Origin of the sequence: Anaerococcus rubeinfantis, assembly GCF_001487145.1 — a bacterium.
GTDB classification, from domain to species: Bacteria; Bacillota; Clostridia; order Tissierellales; family Peptoniphilaceae; genus Anaerococcus; species Anaerococcus rubeinfantis.
The window spans coordinates 190,783-209,650 of record NZ_LN913016.1; the positions used below are offsets into that span (position 1 = coordinate 190,783).

Sequence of the window (18,868 nt, forward strand, 5' to 3'; positions counted from 1 at the left end):
TTTTATTGATTAGTATTTCTTTTTCTGTTAATTAGTAAAGTTAGCATAGTTTTTTCTTCATCTGTGACTATAGTTTTATATTTATTTTCTACAAAACTTACAATAGAAAGCGTAGTCATAAAATCTTTTTTATAATTACTTCTTATAAAGTAATATAGCTTTTTATCATTTATATTTTTTTGCTTTCCTTCTTTGATTCTTGTAATAAATTTATTTATATAGTCATACAAGATGTAATCTTTTCCATATAAATTTTCTGACATTTGGCCTTCATATATAATTTTAATTATCTCTCTTATATCTTCGATTTGAGATACAATTTCTGAAGGATTTCTATCATATTCAGCATCTACAATGTGTAATGCAATTGAACTTGCTTCGTGTTCATCAAAGTTAATATTCAAATTTTTATTTAGATAATTTACAGCATATAAGCCTAATTCAAATTCTTGTTTGTAAATATTTCTTACCTCATGCAAGAGAGGGTTGGTAAAATTATAACCTTTCTCTCTTCTTTTTATTGCAAAAGAAATGTGATCAGTAAGACTTATGTAAATATTTTCGTTTAACTTATAATCAAATTTATCTTGAATGTGCGAAACAATGTCAAGACACAAGTCAATGTGTTCAATCGGAATTGAGGATAAAAGATTAATAAGTCTTTCTAGATGAGTTTTATTATCTAAGTGATAAGTTTTTTCTATCTTTTCTTTTTCTACTAAATCTCCTTTCTTTTTATTAAATCCTAAGCCTTTTCCCATAAGGATTACTTCTAGTTCGTTTTCGTCTTTAGCGCTAATTATGTTGTTGTTAATAATCTTATATATTTTCATACTGGTACCATCTCAAATTTTAATAAAAAAAACCAAACAAAGCTATCTCATGATAGCCTCGTTTGGTTTAGCCTAATTCAATAGTAACTATCCATTGAAAACGTTTCATTGGTTAAATTATATAAGGCATTTTAAATTTTGTCAAGACTTTTTTAAATTTATGAAAAAAATTATCGAAAAAATAGGAGGAATTGTAAAATTTTAATTTTTACAAATTAAGATTATTTTAGGGTAATAATTACAAAAGAGGTGATTTTATGGCAAATATTATTAGTGTTGATAGGGAAATGAAATTTCAAAATTTTAAGCGTTCTGAGCTTGCTGAAAGGCTTGGTAGAGTTGCTAGGATTTGTAATGATTTGGATATTCCGATTTTAATTATTGTTGATGGATGGGAATCTTCTGGGCGTGGCTTTGTGATAAAAGACTTATGCCGTGATTTTGCAGCAAAAAATTTTGATGTTGAAGTTTTTGACAAGGATGAATCTTATGATGATAAATATCCTTTTATTAGAAAGTTCTGGATAAATGTTCCTGAAAAGGGTAGGATTAAAATTTTTGATAGGTCTTTTTATTATAAAATTTTTGAAAAGAAAAATTTGTCTGATAAACAAATTAAAAAAAGAATAGATTCTATAAAATCTATTGAAAAGGCCCTTTTTGATGATCAAACAATTATTTTGAAATTTTTCTTAAATATTGATAAAAAGGAACAGGAAAAAAGAATTGAAAACTTGGAAAATTCTTTTAAGGAAGATTTTTATATTGACGGTTTAGATTTGGACCAACAAAAAAATTACAAGGATTATGAAAAACATTTCAAAAAAACCTTGGATGCTACTGATTTTTCTTATGCAAGTTGGGATATAGTTGATTCAAATGACAAAAAAGCTGCCAGCAAGGAAGTTTTGGGTCTTACTCTTGATAGGATTAGTCAAGGTATGGAAAGAATTATTAGGCAAAGGGAAGAAAATGAAAATGTAGAAAGAGATTATGTTTCTTCTTCTAATATTTTACAAAATATTGATCTTTCTAAATCTATTTCTGATAAGGAATACAAGGAAAAAAAGGATAAACTCCAAGATGAAGTTGCAAAATTAATGTATCAGTATTACGAAAAAGGTATCAGCCAAGTTTTGGTTTTTGAGGGGGTTGATGCTGCTGGAAAAGATGGAGCTATTGAAAGATTAATTAAAGAAGTTGATCCAAGGCTCTACAGTGTTCATGGAATTTCTGCCCCATCAAAAGAAGAATTATCAAGAAATTATTTGTGGAGATTTTTTACAAAACTTCCTAAAGACGGCTATGTAGGAATTTTTTCAAGATCTTGGTATGGAAGGGTTATGGTTGAAAGAGTTGAAGGCTTTGCCAAAACTAATGAATGGGACAGGGCCTATGATGAAATGCTTGATATGGAAAAGCAAATTTATGATCATGGGTCTTTGGTTTTGAAATTTTTTGTAACAATTGATAAGGATGAGCAATTAAAAAGATTTAAGGATAGGCAGAGAGATCCTGATAAACAATATAAAATTACAGATGAGGACTGGAGAAACAGGGACAAATGGGATGATTATATTGAGGCAATGAATGAAATGCTTGAAAGAACCAATGCCAGCTATGCTCCTTGGATAATTGTTGAGGGAAATTCAAAAAAATATGCAAGAATAAAAGTTATGGAAGAATATATAAAAGCTGCCAAGGCTCATTTGAAAAAACTTGAAGATAAAAAATAATTTTCAATTTGTAACATAGGTTACCGATTATTAAAAAATTTTCTAGTATTATAGGATTGTAAGAAAAAAAGCAAAAAAGAAAGGATTTTATTATGTTTTGTTTTCAATGTCAAGAAACAGCCGGCAACAAGGGCTGTACAAAAGTTGGAGTTTGTGGAAAAGATGAAAATACTGCGAACAGCCAAGACTTGTTAATTTATGTTACTAAGGGACTTGCTGAAATTCTAAATAAAATTCAAAATGTCGATTCAAAATATTATGATTTAATTTCAAATAATATGTTTGTAACAATTACAAATGCAAATTTTGATGAGGAAGATATTTTAGATAAGGTAGAAGAAACTATAAAGGCAAAGGATGAATTAATCAAGGAAAATAAACTTGAAAATTTATCAGATGCTGCAAAATATACAACAGATGATAGGGATGAGCTAAAAAGAAAAGCTATTGAAGTTGGGGTTTTAAATATAGTAAATGAAGATGAAAGATCTTTGGTTGAACTTGTAACTTATGGCTTAAAAGGAATGGCAGCTTACAACCATCACGCTAATGTTTTGGGTTACAGAAATGAAGAAGTTGATAAATTTATCTCCAAAACTTTGGAAAAAACTTTAAAAGATGATAAAGATATCAATGATTTAATTGATTTAACCATGGAAACTGGAAAACATGGTTTAATGGCAATGGAAACTTTGGATAAGGCAAATACAGAAAAATTTGGAAATCCAGAAATCACTGAAGTTGATTTTTCTGCTGGAGATAATCCAGGAATTTTAATTTCTGGTCACGACCTAAATGATATGGAAATGCTTCTAGAACAAACAAAAGATTTGGGAATAGATATTTACACCCACTCAGAAATGCTTCCAGCAAATTATTATCCAAAATTCAAAAAATATGACCATTTCCATGGAAATTATGGAAATTCTTGGTGGAGTCAAAATGAAGAATTCCAAAAATTCAATGGACCAATTTTGATGACAACAAACTGTATAGTTCCACTTAAAAAAGATAATGACTATCTTGATAGGCTATTTACAACAGGAAATGCAGGATACCCTGGTTCAAAACACATAGATCCAGATGAAAATGGCAAAAAAGATTTCTCAGAAATTATTGAACTTGCAAAAACTTGCAAGGCTCCGGAAAATTTAGAAAATACAAAAATTGTTGGAGGTTTTGCCCACAACCAAGTTGAAGCTCTTGCAGGAGATGTTGTAAAAGAAATTAAGGCTGGAAATATTAAAAAATTTGTTGTAATGGCAGGATGTGACGGAAGACATAAGGGAAGATCTTATTACACAGAATTTGCAGAAAAATTGCCAAAAGATTATGTTATTTTGACAGCAGGTTGTGCAAAATATAGGTACAACAAATTAAATCTTGGTGATATTAATGGAATTCCAAGAGTTTTGGATGCTGGTCAATGTAACGATTCATATTCTTTAGTAAAAACTGCTTTATTATTACAAGATGCCTTTGGCCTTGAATCAGTAAATGATTTACCACTAGAATTTAATATAGCTTGGTATGAGCAAAAAGCAGTAATAGTTTTACTAGCTCTTTTAAGCTTAGGAGTAAAAAATATCCATCTTGGACCAACACTTCCAGCTTTCTTATCAGAAACTGTAGTAAATTTCTTGGTAGAAAATTTTAATATTTCACCAATTTCAAGCGTAGAAAAAGATTTAGAAGAGATGACTGCATAATATAAAGAAAAAATAATAAAATAAAAGAAAATAAATTTATACAATCCCTGAAATTAATAATTTTGGGGATTTTTTTAGCTTTAGTGACTTTGGATAAATTGAGATAGAAAAAGGTGGTCTTACAGATTAAATTATATTTTCTGCAATACCACCTTTTAATTTTAAAATATTTTATGGTTTTTCATTAAAATTTTTTTCAAAATAAGGGAAAATTTGTACAAAGTTTTATCGGAAATTCTTATTTATACCTTATATTTCACGATAAATAAACTTATTTTGAAAAAACATATTTTATCCCATATATCTTTTTAAGAAATCTTTGGTTCTTTGATTTTTTGGATTTGTGAAAATTTCTTCTGGAGAGCCTTCTTCTAGAATTATTCCTTCATTCATAAACAAAACTCTCGTTGAAACTTCTCTTGCAAAATCCATTTCGTGGGTTACCACTATCATTGTAATTCCTTCTTTTGCAAGTTTTGTCATAACTTCCAAAACTTCTCCGACCATCTCTGGGTCAAGGGCGCTTGTTGGTTCATCGAAAAGTAAAACTTCTGGATCCATGCAAAGGGCTCTTGCTATTGCTACTCTTTGTTTTTGTCCACCGGAAATTTGTGATGGCTTTGCCTTTATATATTGGTCCATGCCAACAAGTTGAAGGAATTTTTTTGCTTTTTCTTCTGCATCTTTTTTTGAAATTTTTAAAACTTTTTCTTGGCTTAGGGTGCAGTTGTCTAGAACGGTTTTGTTTTCAAATAAATTGAAATTTTGAAAAACCATACCTACTTTTGTTCTGTAGGCTCTAAGGTCAAATTTTTTATCTAAAATATTCTCATTTTTATATAAAATTTCTCCGCTTGTTGGCTCTTCTAATAAATTTAAACATCTTAAAAGGGTAGATTTTCCAGATCCTGAAGATCCAATTATTGTTACTACTTCTCCTTTTTGAACTTCCATATTTATATCTTTTAAAACTAAATTTTGTCCAAATTTTTTCTCTAAATTATTTACTTTTATAATACTAGGCATGGATTCCTCCTGTTACTGATCCGAGTGTGAATTCTTTGTTATTAAATCTTCTTTCAACTAATAAGATTATTCTTGTTGTTAAGAATGTTAGTATGAAATAAATTATAGCTGTTATCAAATATGTTTGGAAAATTTGATAGGTTGAACCTGCTATTGATTTTGATACAAAGAATAATTCTGTTACACTGATTACGTTTAATACTGATGTATCTTTTATGTTTACTACAAATTCATTTGCAATTGCTGGCAAAATTGATTTGATTGTTTGAGGAATTACTACATTAAACATGGTTTGAGAGTGGGTCATTCCTAAAGCCTTACAAGCTTCAAATTGTCCTTCGTCAACTGAATTTATTCCTCCTCTTACAACTTCTGATAAATATGCTCCAGTATTAATTGAAACAATTATAAAAGCTGCAAGCATGGTTGACATATCGATTGATAAGAATTGTTTTGCCCCATAAAATATCAGGATTGCTTGAACCATCATTGGAGTTCCCCTAAATATTTCTATATAACAAACTAAAATAAAATTAATTATTTTGTGTAAAATGTAGGCGAAAATATTTCTATTTTTATCAACATTTATTTTTCTAATAACTGCAACTACAAGACCTATTACAAATCCAATTAAAGTTGAAATTATTGAAATGAATAGGGTTGAAAAAATTCCGTTTATAAAAAGGGAAGAATATTCATTCCAGATTGCCTTCATTTGACCAAAAAATGAAACTTCACTTCCATCATTTTCAGCTAACTTTACCATTTCATTCATTATCTTATCTTGGTCTTTGGTATTCATTTGAGATAAAATTTCATTTATTTGATCTTTCATTTGAGAATTTTTCCTAAGACCTACGGCAATTGATGTATCTTCTGATGAAGTTTCAAATCCCTTGCCTTTTGCAAATTCGACATAAGTCAAGTCATTATTTGCAGAAACTGCTGACATGGCTCCTGGTTTTTCTGAAACATAACCGTCAATATTTCCAGATTTTGTTGCGGAAATCATTGATGGGAAAGATTCCATAGCAGCTTGTTTATCAAGACCTTCAATTTGATCTAATACTGTGTAATGGAAGGTATTTAATTGACCAGTAACTTTTGCTTTCTTAAAATCGTTTAAAGATTTTGCATTAACAAAAGAAGAATCTTTTTTCAAAACTATTACCAAATCAGAAACATAATAAGAATCGGTAAAGTCAATTTCTTTTTTTCTTTCAGCAGTTGGACTCATACCAGCAATAATCGCATCGATTTTTCCACTTGTAAGGGCAGGTGGAAGGCCGTCCCATTCAATTTTATAAATTTCTAATTTTTTGCCCAATTGATCAGCAATTCTTTTAGCTATTTGAACATCGTATCCATTTGCAAATTCTCCCTTAGAATTTTTAACTTCAACAGCTCCATTAGCATCATTAACTTGTGCAAAGTTAAAAGGAGCATAATTTACTTCCATACCAACCTTAAATGTGTCCTCATCAGCGTGTGAAACTTCCATTGTAAAAACGAAAGCAAAAACAAAAGCTACCAAGAACTTAATTATTCTTTTCATTTTCTCCTCCAAATATTTTTATTTTTTTCGTAATTTAATTTAAGAATTAAATATAAAACACGGTCCTCATCCCTCAAGGGACGAAGACCGTGTTACCACCCAAATTTAATATTTTTTCACAAAAATATCCTTATTAAGTACAAAATATACTTTCAAAGGATCCAATAAGAAAGTACAAAATTATACCCCTTTGCTATAACGTGCAAATCACGACACCGAATCAAAACATCCTCGATGTAACTCTAAGTCTTTATTCACTAAGATTATAAGATCTTTTTTCACCAAACAAAGATTCTCTGTGCCTATAATTTATTAGCTACTCTTCTTTTCAAAGTTTTTATATTTAATCTTAAACTAATAATACATCCTCAATTTACATTTGTCAAATAAATATTTATATTTTTAAATGAAAAATTATAATTTTCGAAAAAATTTAAACTTTTTTTTGACAAAATTTTCTTGTAAAATTGAAAAGTAAAATTATTAGAAAAATATAAATAGAAAATTATAGAAAATACCATATAATATATTTGCAAGAAACATAAAGGAGTTAGAAATGACAGAAAATAAAATGAATTTTGATAAATTTAAAATAAAAACTAGAGAGGGATCTCAAATTAAAAAAACTATAGCAGTTATGTCAGGAAAGGGAGGAGTTGGAAAATCTTCTGTAACAAGTATGCTTGCAGCAAAACTTTCTAAAAATGGAAAAAAAGTTGCAATTTTGGATGCGGATATTACAGGCCCATCAATCCCACAAGCTTTTGGCATAAAAGAAAGCGTAAGAAGTCTTGAAGATGGAACCTTGCTTGCACCAGAAAGTGTGGGCGGAATAAAAATCATGTCAATAAATCTGGTTTTAGAAGATAAATCAGCTCCAGTTGTTTGGAGATCATCAATTGTAAATAATGTTTTAAAACAATTTTACACAGATGTTGATTGGGGAGAAATAGATTATCTTTTGGTTGATATGCCACCAGGAACAAGCGATATTCCCCTAACAGTTTTCCAATCTCTAAATATCGATGGGGTAATTGCAGTTACAACTCCTCAAGATTTGGTTGGAATGGTTGTAGAAAAATCCTTAAATATGGCAAAAATGATGGGCAAGGAGATTATTGGAATTGTTGAAAATATGTCATATTTTAAAGCTCCAGATACTGGAAATATTTATAAAATATTTGGAGAAGGAAAAACAGACGAAATTGCTGAGAAATTTAAAATTGATACAGTAGCAAAACTTGCAATAAATCCAGAAATTACAAGTTTAATTGACCAAGGGAAAATTGAAGAAGTTGAAGAAAACGACCTTGATAAATTAGTAGAAAAAATTGAAAAATTATAAGGAGATTTTATGAAAAAGATATTTAAAAATAAATTATCAAAAATTTTAATTTTTGCTTTAGTTTTGATTATTCCATCAGTTTCAAAGGCAGTAGGAAATTTTGATTCGAGCAAAGAGTCATATATGTACGGTGCAGGATTAAATCAAAATCAAATAGAAAATGTAAAAAACAAATTAGGTCTATCTGACGATATAAACATGGAAAGTGTAAACGGATCAGATTGCGAAAAATATTTAGGTTATAGGGCAGAAGATTATAATATGATTTCATCAGTTTCAGTAAAAAAACTTCCAAAAGGAAGTGGAATCAAAGTTGAAATTTTGACACCAGAAAATATTACATCAATTACTCAAAGCCAATATACAAATGCAGCAATCACATCAGGAATTTCAGATGCAGAAATAAAAGTGGCAAGTCCAACTCAAGTTACAGGAGAATCTGCTCTTGTTGGAGTTTATAAGGCTTTAGAAATGTCTGGAGAAAAAGTTGATACAGAAAGCACTCAAACGGCCCAAGAAGAACTTGGAACATTAAAAAAAATAAGTGATGAAAATGAAAATAATGAATCATTTGACAAGGACAAACTAGACCAAGCAGTTGCAGAAGTAAAACAAGATTTAAAAGACTATAAAGACAAAAACGGCAAAACAGCAGATAGTGGACAAATCCAAGTTTTCATCCAAGACGCATTAAAAAATGTAAATATGGGAGATATATTATCAAATAATAATATACAAATTCTAGTAAATTATTTTGAAAAATACCAAGAAAGTCCAGCAATTGACAGCAAAAATGTAGAAGAAAACCTAAAAAAATTCGCAGGAATAGCTACAGAAAAAGGAAAAAAATTCTACCAAGACAATAAAGAAGACATAGACAAGGTAGGAAATGATATAAAAGAATCAGGTCTTTGGGATAAAATAGTACAATTTTTCAAAGACTTATTCTCATCATTTACATCAAATTCAAGTAATGATAGTTCAAATAATTAAATAAAAAAATTATAAATAAAAAACAAAACCCCATCTCACCAATTGGGGAGATCTCAAATGATAAGTGAATTTTTTAGATAAAATAAAGTAAGGAGATCTCTCGACAAGGCTCGAGATGGGTTGATTTTTATAGTTATATTTAAGCTAAAGATTAGATGTTAAATTTTTTAATTGAAAATATATTATATTTTAATACCAACCACGAAGCTTCATTGCTTCTGCTATTCTTTTTATAGCAAACATATAGGCTGCTTCTCTTATATCTGTTTTATATTGGTATTTTATTTTAAAAATTCCTTCAATTGCCTTGGTCATATCTTTTTCTTGTTTTTCTTGGACTTCTTCTTTTGTCCAATAAGATCCATATTGGTTTTGAACCCATTCATAATATGAAACCAAAACTCCGCCTGAATTTGCCAAGATATCTGGAATTATTTCTACATTTTTTTCTTTTAAAATTTCATCAGCTTCTGGGGTTGTTGGGCCATTTGCGCCTTCTGCTATTAATTTTACATCTAAATTTTTGGCGATTTTTTCTGTAATTATATTTTCAAGAGCTGCTGGAATTAAAATATCAAATTTATGTGTCCAAAATTCTTGGTCAGAAATTTTTTTTGCCTTTGGATAGCCAACAAGACTTTTGTTTTTATCCCTATATTTTTGCAAAGATTCATAATCAAATCCATTTTCAGAATATAGGGCAGAGCGTCCACATTCTTCACTTTCATCCCTTATTGAAAGATATTTAACTTTAGCACCTTCTTCTTGTAAATATTTTAAGGTAAAACTTCCAACATTTCCAAAACCTTGAAGACCGATTTCTGCATTTTTCAAATCAATGCCAAGTTTTTTTGCTACATATTTTGTAGAAATTACAACTCCATATCCAGTGGCTTCATTTCGTCCTAGACTTCCTCCAAGAATTAATGGCTTTCCTGTAAAAGTTCCTAAATCTTCCTTGTCGCCATTTAATTTTATATATTCATCGACAAAATATGACATTATTTGCCCATTTGTATTTACGTCAGGAGCAGGGATATCAATTCTTTCTCCCAAATATTTATAAAGGCCTCTGATATATCCACGAGATAAAGATTCTATTTCTCTTTCCGATAATTTTTTTGGATCAACAGCTATTCCGCCTTTTCCTCCACCATAGGGAAGAGCCAAAAGTCCTGCTTTTAAACTCATCCAAGTTGAAAGAGCCTTAACTTCTTCCAAATTTACATTTTGGTGAAACCTTACTCCGCCTTTTGAAGGTCCAAGAGCATGATTGTGGGCTGACCTATATCCTTTAAAAACTTTCAAAGACCCATCATCCATTTTTACTGGAATAGAAATTTCAATAACTCTTTGAGGCTCTTTTAAAATTTCATAAACTGCTGGATTTAAATTTAATTTCTCGCAAGCTTTTTTTATTTGTAATTGTGCAGATTCTAATGGATTTAATGTATCTGTCATTTCTAACTCCTTATATTTACTAATTTATTTCTATAAAATTTAATCTTTTAACTTATTATAGCACCATTTTTTTTATGGCACAATAAAAAAATACACCGCAAAGGGTGTATTTTATTCTTCAATTAATCTTTTTATTATTATGGGATTACCAATTCCTGATGTTATTATTCCATCTCTTGGATTTGCTGCGTGAACTATTCCGCCTTGGCCGTCTGCTATTGCCACGTGGGTAATATTTGAAAGGCTTGTTCCAAAAAATACCAAATCGCCAGCTTTTTCCTCACCAAGCCTTATAGTTTTTCCATAATCTGCTTGGCTTTGGGCGAAGTGAGGAAGGCCAATTCCAAATTTTCCGTAAACTTGTTGGGTAAAGCCTGAGCAATCAACTCCATTTGTAAGACTTGTTCCACCCCAAACATATGGATTTCCTATGAAATTTGTTGCAAAATTGTAGGCTTGTGAACCAATATCATCTCCAGAAACTGTATAATAAACATATTCAATTTCTTCAGTGTTTTCTTCTGGTTCATCTTCTACATATTCTCTAACAATATCATTTTCTTCAGCTATTTCTTTTTCATCGACTGGGTACAAGCTCAAATTATTTCTATCCAAATAATCCATATATCTTTTTACAGAATCGTAGATTTTTTTGTATTTATCTTTTAATTTATCCAAATCTTTTTGATCTTTTTTAGAAATATCAAAAGAATCAATTTTTGCAAAGCCAGTTTTGTCGCCTTTTTTTACTTTTACAAAATTTGTATTTGAATCAAAATTCACCAAGTCTATTTTTTCTTTTTCTTTGAAAGTAGAAATTTCTTTGGACTTGTCATCAGCTTTTTCGTAGATTTTGCCGTCTTTGATTGCTTTTATATCGTCAAGTTCATGAAACCAAACTTTTGATACATATCCATCTTTTCCATTAAAATCAATTTTATACCAATCTTTATCGGAATCTTTAATTTCATAAAAATCTGGATAATCGATTCCTCCTAGAATTTTAGAATCATCTGCAAAGGATTTTTTTTCTCTTACATTGACACCTTCTGCAAGATCATAATTAATTAGCAAAGATTTTGCCTTTGAAACCTTTGTTGGTGTAAATAATTGTAAAGAAATAAGTCCAGATAATAGTAAAATTATTTTTTTGTTTTTTCTCATTTTCCCATCCTCAAATTATTTAAATTTCAACTACTATTAATTTATCATTATATTGATTGACTGTCAATTAATTAAATTTTATATGTAAATAAAATTTATTTTTTGAAATTAAATTAAAAAAATTGTGATATAATTAATTTGAAAAATTTTTTAAACCAAGAAAGGTAAAAATATGAATCTAAAAAAATTTGGAAATTTAGCTTTTGATAAAAAAACAATGAAAGAAAATGTTCCCTATCCTGTTTATTTAAAATGGAAGGAAGCTGCAAGAAATAATGATATTCTTGACAAGGAAACTGCTGATTCAATTGCTCACGCTATGAAAATTTGGGCACTTTCAAAAGGAGCAACTTCTTATACTCATTGGTTTCAACCTTTAAATGGAAAAACTGCCAACAAAAAAACAGCATTTTTAAATAGAGATGACAAACACAATCCTATTAATAGATTTTCTGGGAAAGAACTTATAAAAGGAGAGCCGGATGCTTCATCGTTTCCTTCAGGAGGAATGAGATCAACTTTTGAAGCGCGTGGTTATACATATTGGGATTTGACTGCAAATTCTTTTATTGAAGATAAGGTTTTATATATTCCTTCAGTTTTTGTTTCATTTTATGGGGAAAAACTCGACAAAAAATTGCCCCTGATTGAATCTATGAATAGACTTTCAAAGGCTGCAAGTCCAATTTGTAATATGTTTTTAAAAGATCAAAAAACTTATAGGGTTAAGTCCAAGGTAGGTCTTGAACAAGAATTTTATTTAATTGATAGGGAATTTTATGATAAAAGAATTGATCTTGAATATTGTGGGATGAGTCTTGTTGGGCGTGATACTATGGTTGAAAAAGAAATAATTTCCCACTATCTTGGAGCAATTCCTCAAAGAGTTAATGATTTTTTTGAAGATGTGAATGAACAATTGTACGATTTGGGAATTTATATGGAAGCTGAGCACAATGAAGTTGGACCAAACCAATTTGAAATTGCAATTATGTTTGAAAATTCCAATATTTCTGTTGATAACAACCAATTATTGATGCATATTTTGGAAAAAACTGCAATCAAACACAATTTAGCTTGTCTTTTAAAAGAAAAACCATTCAAAAATATGGCTGGAAGTGGAAAACACAATAATTATTCCCTTGCAACAAATTATGGTAAAAATTGTTTTTCACCAGGAAATGATCCAAAAAACAATCATTTATTTTTGTTATTTTTATCTGCAATGATTAAAGTTTGTGATCTTTATCAAAACCAAATTAGACTTTCATCATCTTCAGTTTCAAACGATTATAGGCTTGGGGGAAACGAGGCACCTCCATCAATTATTTCAGTTTTTATAGGGGAAGATTTAGAAAATATTTTAAAATCAATTGCAAATGATGAAAAAATCAAAGATATAAATAACAAGGTGAAAATTCCTCATCTTGGTGAAATTGAAACGGATTCATCAGACAGAAACAGGACCTCACCAATTGCCTTTACAGGAAATAAATTTGAATTTAGGATGCTCGGTTCATCAAAATCAGCTGCGGATTTAAATACTCTTATAAATCTTGCCATGGCAAAAGTTTTAAAAGAATTTGGACAAAGGCTTGAAGGCAAGTCTGACGAAGACCTAAAAACTGAAGTTTATAAAATTGTAAAAGAAACTTACAAGGAAAATGGGAAAATTTTATTCCAAGGAGATGGCTATTCAAAAGAATGGATAAAAGAAGCAGAAAAAAGAGGACTTCAAAACCACAAAACCTTCCTAGATGCTTTACTTTTCGCCAAAAAAAATTCTTCCTACGATATTTACAAGGAAGAAGAAATATTTAACCAAAAAGAAATAGATTCAATAATAAATGTAGAATTTGAAGAAATAATAAAATTTTGCCAACAAGAGCTTGAAATTTTATCAAATTTAATCTACCAAGAAATCCTTCCATCAGCTATGAAAGAAATAAAAGAAATAAAATCTTACCTTGCCTTTTTAGAAAATGAAAAATTAGAAGAAAAGGCAAAAAGAATAAATGAAAATGTAAAAACACTCTTGGAATACGGGGATAAAATTAAAGAAATTTTAATATACTTTGAAAATATAAAAGAAATAGAAGAAAAAACAATCTACATCCAAGAAAAAACAAGAAAAAGTACAGAAGAAATAAGAGAAGTTGCAGATAAGCTAGAAAAAGAAATTTCCAGAGAAAATTATTCAATGCCTAGATATGTGGATATGTTGAAATCTTTATAATTTTTAGAAGCTTGAAATAAAGCTTCTTTTTTTGTTATATAAATTTACTTCTATTATTAATAAAATAATTATTTTTAAAATTTTGTTATTTACTAAATAAAAATGTATTTAATGAATTATTAGTAATTAAAAATTAAGAAGGATTTAACCCATCTCGACTAAGTGAGTGAAACGAACGCATGGAGAGATCTCATGAAATTTATCGGCTCATTACACACGATAATTCGGGATAAATTACCGAAATCACCAGTTGTTTATTTTCTGTTGATAAATAATTCTATTATTTTTACAACAGTCTAAGTAGCTTGAAAAAGCTTATTTTTTTGTTTCTTCATAAAGATGAACTGTTATATAAAATTAATTCTTCGCAATGTTAGGGGGAGGAAAAGGGGGAGTTTCGATTCTCCCCCTTTTTCCTCCCCCTAACGACCCCCACTTTTTTGCCCCCCTACAACCGACCATTGCATGGAGCTTTTCTTGTAAGAAGCTTACGCTTCTTTCGATTTTTTTAAATTTGACTTCTGTTTAAAAATAATAATAAAATCAAGTGAATTATTAGAGAAAAAATTGTTTGAACGTTAGTGAGTTATTTTTTCTCTTTTAATGAATTTTGAATTTATTTATTTTTGGTTTTTATTCTAATTAAATTTGGCTAATAAGATCAAAAAAATGAAAGAAACGTAAGTTTCTTTCTAATTTTGCTCCCTGCAAGGGCCGGTTAAGGGGGTTCGTTGAAAGGGGTTTAAGGGGAAAAATTGTGGGGACAATCGGAAGTCCCCTAATTTGTCCCCTTAGTAACGAAGAATTAAAAAAATATTATGATTTATTATTTTATTAAATTTTTTATTCAAAAAAGTCTTTCATTAATTTCTACAGAAATATATTAAGCCCTAAGTCTGCTGATAAAATTTTTAATAAATTTTTTCCAACAACGGAGTTTCCTGACTTGTCTAGTCTTGGGGAATATACGCATATGCCGCATTTATTTGGTACTACTCCCAAAATTCCTCCGCCTACTCCGGATTTTGATGGGATGCCTACTTTCATTAAATATTCTCCACTTGTTTCGTACATTCCGCATGATGCCATTTGGGCGATTGTCATTTGTACAATGTTTTGTGGAACTATTAAATTTGAGGAGTATATGTCAAAGCCTTCGTTTGCAAGGACCGCCCCAAATCTTGCAAGTGTTTCTACGTTTGATCCTATTGCACAAATTCTTACGTATAAATCCAAAACTTCGTCGGCGTTTTGGTTGAAAATATTTTTACTTTTTAAATAATAGGCAATGGCCCTGTTTCTGTCTGTGGTGGAAATTTCTGATTTATAAATATCTTCCATAAAAGAAAAATTTCCACCTTGGCTCATTTCGTCTATTAATTCTATTACTCTTTCAAATTTTTCTTCCTTGCTTTTTCCATAAATCATTGAGGTCGTTGTTATTGCGCCTGCATTTATAAAGGGGTTTGCAGCTCTTTGATCGATTGGAATTAGAGAATTAAATTCGTATCTGGTTGGTTCTGTTCCAACTTTTGAAAAAACTTCATCGATTGTATTGTCTTTTAATGCCATAATCAAGGTAAAAATTTTTGAAATTGATTGAACAGAAAATATTTTTTCACTTTCTCCAAAATTATAAACATCTCCACTCGTTGTAACAATCGATAGGGCAAAGACATCTTTATCTACATTTTCAAGTTCTGGTATGTATGATGCAACTTCTCCAACTCCCTTGTATTTTTTTGATTTTTCTATACATTCTATTATTTTATTTTCTATATCTTCTCTTTTCATAAACATTTTTATCACCTACTTATTTATATAAAATATTTACCCAATTTGATATAATAATAATTAAGTAGAAATAAAAGGAGTAATTTATGCTTATTTTAGAAATTTTAAATGAAGATAAGTGGCTAGATGATTATGAATTTTTTAAAAATTTTAAAAATTCTTCTTATTATGAAGTTTTGCTAGAAACTTATGAAAATTTGAATACAAAAATTCTTTACCAAAGTCGCATCCACGGTCAAGGTCATATTGAAAGGGTGATTTTGCTTTCTATGCTTTTGGCTTTTAATTATAAATTAAATGAAGATGATACAAATATTTTAAGATATGCTGCAGCTCTTCATGATACAAAAAGAGTTGATGATTCTTATGATACTGAACATGGTTATAGGGCAGCTTTATATTCAATAGATTATGCAAAAATAAAGGAAAATGATAAAAATATTCTCCAAGCAGTTTTGGCAGTTCATTCAAGACCTGACAAGATTATGGATCAAACCATAGATGAATTTTTTGTAAAAAATATTTCAAGGGCAAAATATTTGTCAGGACTTTTCAAAGATGCTGATGCTCTTGATAGGGTTAGGCTTGGAGATTTGGATGAAAAATATTTGAGAAATGAATTTTCTCACGATTTAATCGATTTTTCCCAAGTTTTATTTGATAAATATGTGGAGCGCCAATGAAAGAAAATTCTTTAAGACAGAAGCTTGCTATTTTATCAATTTCTTTGATTTTAACAAGTAACAGCATAATTTCTGGAAGTTTAGTCTATATCCAAGAAGCTTTCAATCTTACAAGAAATGAAGCTGAATTTATAATTACCCTTTCAAGTTTTACTGTAATGATTTTTATATTTTTGGCAGAATATATTGCTATTTGGCTAGGCCTTAAAAAAACTATTCTTTTGGGCCTTGGCCTTGTTGGAATTAGCGGGCTTATTCCTGTAATTTTTAAAACTTATCCTGGAATAATTATTTCAAGATTTATCCTAGGTGCAGGTCTTGGTATGTTTAATGGGCATTCGGCAAATTATATAAATTTACTTTATCACGATGACAAAGAAAGAACCAAACTTCACGGACTAAGAAATGCTGCAGAATTTATTGGACAAATAATACTATTTTCTCTTGCAGGAATTCTTGTAAAAATTAATTATATTTATACATTTTTACTTTATACGTCTGCCTTTTTGATTTTGGTATTTTTTAAATTTAATGTAGAAGATGTGAAAATAAGGAAAGATGAGGCAAAAATTAATTTTAACTCAAATATTTTTCTTTTTATATTTTTTGCAATGATTGTTCTATTAAATGCAAGTGCCATGACAATGAGATTTCCTTTTGTGGCAAGCTTAAGTCGTGGTATGGATGTAAATATAAGTTTCTATTTAAATTTCGTTCCAATTGTTGGCATGGTTTCAGCGTTTTTATTTACTCCAATTAATAGAAAATTAAAAAATAAGACCATGTTTTTTGGACTTGGATTTTTTGTTTTGGCAAATTTTTTGATAGTTAATTTTGACAAAAATCTAATAGGATTTTTACTTTGCATTTTGCTTTTGACTTTTGGTCAATCCATGTGCATGCCCTATATATTTGCAGAAGTTCCCAAATATGTGAAAGGGCACAGTTCAAGAATTGCCACAAATTTAATTTTTATAGGTTGTAATACAGGAGTATTTATAGCTCCAATTTTTATGAAAACCATAGACAAAATCCTTAATACAAATTCTCTTTCAAAAGGCTTTATTGGATTTGTGATAATTTATTTGATTATTATAGGAATATTTTATAGAAGAAGAAAAAAATAATCTCTCGAAAGTCAATCGAGAGATTTTTAGATTAAAATATTTTATTTAAAATATACATCCTTATATTTTTCATCTTTTTCAAATTTATTTTTTATATAAGGGCAGGTTGGAATTATTTTTTTATTATTTTCCCTTGCATATTCTACCAATTTGTCAACCAATTTTCCTGCTATTCCTTGGCCACCGTATTCATTGTCAACTTCTGTGTGGGGAGCATCTATCAAATCTCCCTTATTTACTAGACTTATAAAACCAATTTTTTTATCCCCATCAAAAACTTGTACTTGATTTTCTTTTTCATTAATTTTGTATTCCATTTTATCACCTCTTTTTTGCTTATACCCATAATTATTTTATTTATAGAAAAACATTTGGGTATAAATATTTGTAGAAGATGGAAATTTATGAAAAATAGAAAGGAATATTATGAAAAGAGAATATAGTTACGGATCAATTATCCTAGTTGAAATTATAATTGCAGCTCTATCTTTCGGTCTTTTTTTAGCTTTTGGAGATAGGGCAAATGAAAGTGTAATTTACTCTATTTTTAGTTCTATTATAACTTGGCTGGGATCATTTATTATTGCTTCAGCTTTGATAAATAATAGAAAGGGAAGCATTGGAGATTATTTAAATCAAATTGGAAAATTAGATAAAAAAGCAATTATTGTAAATTTATTGCTTATAGCAATCACGGTTGTTTTAAGTGTAGGTTTTGGTGGAGGAGCTGGACTTGCTGCTGTAAAAGATAATCCAGCAGGAATTTTATCAGCAGGTTTACTTGGAACAATTCTTACTGCAATTCTAGCAATTTTTACAGCCTATGCAAATCACATAGTTTCAGATCCTAGAAATAAAGATCAATCAATTACGAATGCTTTTAAAAGCGTATTTTCAATTGGTGGAAAATTATTTGGAAAAACTATCCTTTTATATTTGTTGTATATAGTTTTACCTATTATTCTTGCTTTTGGGATAATTATTGGAATAAGCGTAGGAGCGGATAGTCCTCAAATGGGTCTAGGAATTATTATAGCAGGAAGTGGAATTTTGGGTATATATTTTATTTTGATTTCTCCTATTATTGCAGCAAGACTTGCAGATAATTATTTAGATTTAACAGGTGATATTGAAGGAGAAAATAAAATTATAGAAAATGAAGATGATTTTACTATAACTAGAAATGTATAAAAAAATTAGCAGGAA

At 29.3% G+C, this 18,868-nt stretch carries 15 protein-coding genes and 1 other annotated feature; of the genes, 8 read left to right on the forward strand and 7 right to left on the reverse strand.

The annotated features are described in order from the left end of the window. Window positions 1-2: 2 nt before the first annotated feature. Window positions 3-833 carry a PRD domain-containing protein gene (locus tag BN3265_RS01825; protein ID WP_058989872.1) on the reverse strand — a complete coding sequence of 277 codons (831 nt, stop codon included), beginning with the start codon at window positions 831-833 and terminating at the stop codon, window positions 3-5. Between the two features lie 257 nt (window positions 834-1,090). Between BN3265_RS01825 and BN3265_RS09270 the strand changes: the two genes are divergently transcribed. Together BN3265_RS09270 and hcp are read left to right on the forward strand one after the other, a co-directional pair. Continuing rightward, the gene (locus tag BN3265_RS09270; protein ID WP_082664084.1) at window positions 1,091-2,569 is read left to right on the forward strand and encodes a hypothetical protein; all 1,479 of its coding nucleotides are present in this window, start codon (window positions 1,091-1,093) and stop codon (window positions 2,567-2,569) included. A gap of 92 nt (window positions 2,570-2,661) precedes the next feature. After that, window positions 2,662-4,278, forward strand: coding sequence for a hydroxylamine reductase (gene hcp, locus BN3265_RS01835; protein ID WP_058989873.1), 1,617 nt, complete (start codon window positions 2,662-2,664; stop codon window positions 4,276-4,278). A gap of 291 nt (window positions 4,279-4,569) precedes the next feature. On the opposite strand, the gene BN3265_RS01840 is transcribed toward hcp, so the two are convergent. Next, window positions 4,570-5,304, reverse strand: coding sequence for an amino acid ABC transporter ATP-binding protein (locus BN3265_RS01840; protein WP_058989874.1), 735 nt, complete (start codon window positions 5,302-5,304; stop codon window positions 4,570-4,572). After that, window positions 5,297-6,859 (reverse strand): ABC transporter substrate-binding protein/permease, encoded by a 1,563-nt coding sequence (locus tag BN3265_RS01845; RefSeq protein ID WP_058989875.1) that lies wholly within the window; start codon window positions 6,857-6,859, stop codon window positions 5,297-5,299. The genes BN3265_RS01840 and BN3265_RS01845 overlap by 8 nt, the downstream gene beginning before the upstream one ends. 73 nt (window positions 6,860-6,932) lie before the next feature. Next, window positions 6,933-7,200, reverse strand: a binding site (T-box leader). A 215-nt stretch (window positions 7,201-7,415) separates the two neighbouring features. Here BN3265_RS01845 and BN3265_RS01850 point away from each other — a divergent pair. Together BN3265_RS01850 and BN3265_RS01855 are read left to right on the forward strand one after the other, a co-directional pair. After that, window positions 7,416-8,204: an Mrp/NBP35 family ATP-binding protein gene (locus BN3265_RS01850; protein WP_058989876.1), complete on the forward strand. Its 789-nt coding sequence runs from the start codon at window positions 7,416-7,418 to the stop codon at window positions 8,202-8,204. Between the two features lie 9 nt (window positions 8,205-8,213). Further along, on the forward strand, window positions 8,214-9,197 hold the full coding sequence (locus tag BN3265_RS01855) for a DUF1002 domain-containing protein (RefSeq protein WP_058989877.1): 984 nt from the start codon (window positions 8,214-8,216) through the stop codon (window positions 9,195-9,197). Window positions 9,198-9,386: 189 nt separating this feature from the next. Here the strand turns inward: BN3265_RS01855 and BN3265_RS01860 are convergent, their stop codons facing one another. Both BN3265_RS01860 and BN3265_RS01865 read right to left on the reverse strand, forming a co-directional pair. Then, window positions 9,387-10,658, reverse strand: a complete 1,272-nt coding sequence (locus BN3265_RS01860; RefSeq protein WP_058989878.1) for a Glu/Leu/Phe/Val family dehydrogenase — start codon at window positions 10,656-10,658, stop codon at window positions 9,387-9,389. A gap of 111 nt (window positions 10,659-10,769) precedes the next feature. After that, the gene (locus BN3265_RS01865; RefSeq protein ID WP_058989879.1) at window positions 10,770-11,822 is read right to left on the reverse strand and encodes a C40 family peptidase; all 1,053 of its coding nucleotides are present in this window, start codon (window positions 11,820-11,822) and stop codon (window positions 10,770-10,772) included. 172 nt (window positions 11,823-11,994) lie between these two features. On the opposite strand from BN3265_RS01865, the gene BN3265_RS01870 reads away from it, so the two are divergent. Beyond that, window positions 11,995-14,058 (forward strand): glutamine synthetase III domain-containing protein, encoded by a 2,064-nt coding sequence (locus BN3265_RS01870; RefSeq protein WP_058989880.1) that lies wholly within the window; start codon window positions 11,995-11,997, stop codon window positions 14,056-14,058. Between the two features lie 870 nt (window positions 14,059-14,928). Here BN3265_RS01870 and glsA read toward each other — a convergent pair. Continuing rightward, window positions 14,929-15,858 carry a glutaminase A gene (gene glsA, locus BN3265_RS01875; RefSeq protein ID WP_058989881.1) on the reverse strand — a complete coding sequence of 310 codons (930 nt, stop codon included), beginning with the start codon at window positions 15,856-15,858 and terminating at the stop codon, window positions 14,929-14,931. An 80-nt stretch (window positions 15,859-15,938) separates the two neighbouring features. Between glsA and BN3265_RS01880 the strand changes: the two genes are divergently transcribed. Next, window positions 15,939-16,535, forward strand: a complete 597-nt coding sequence (locus tag BN3265_RS01880; RefSeq protein ID WP_058989882.1) for an HD domain-containing protein — start codon at window positions 15,939-15,941, stop codon at window positions 16,533-16,535. After that, a complete protein-coding gene (locus BN3265_RS01885) occupies window positions 16,532-17,662 on the forward strand; it encodes an MFS transporter (protein ID WP_058989883.1) in 1,131 nt (376 codons plus the stop codon). Before BN3265_RS01880 ends, BN3265_RS01885 begins: the two co-directional genes overlap by 4 nt. A gap of 41 nt (window positions 17,663-17,703) precedes the next feature. On the opposite strand, the gene BN3265_RS01890 is transcribed toward BN3265_RS01885, so the two are convergent. After that, window positions 17,704-17,979: a GNAT family N-acetyltransferase gene (locus BN3265_RS01890; protein ID WP_058989884.1), complete on the reverse strand. Its 276-nt coding sequence runs from the start codon at window positions 17,977-17,979 to the stop codon at window positions 17,704-17,706. Window positions 17,980-18,088: 109 nt separating this feature from the next. Here BN3265_RS01890 and BN3265_RS01895 point away from each other — a divergent pair, with 109 nt between their 5' ends. Continuing rightward, window positions 18,089-18,853 carry a hypothetical protein gene (locus BN3265_RS01895; RefSeq protein ID WP_058989885.1) on the forward strand — a complete coding sequence of 255 codons (765 nt, stop codon included), beginning with the start codon at window positions 18,089-18,091 and terminating at the stop codon, window positions 18,851-18,853. Window positions 18,854-18,868 lie beyond the last annotated feature (15 nt).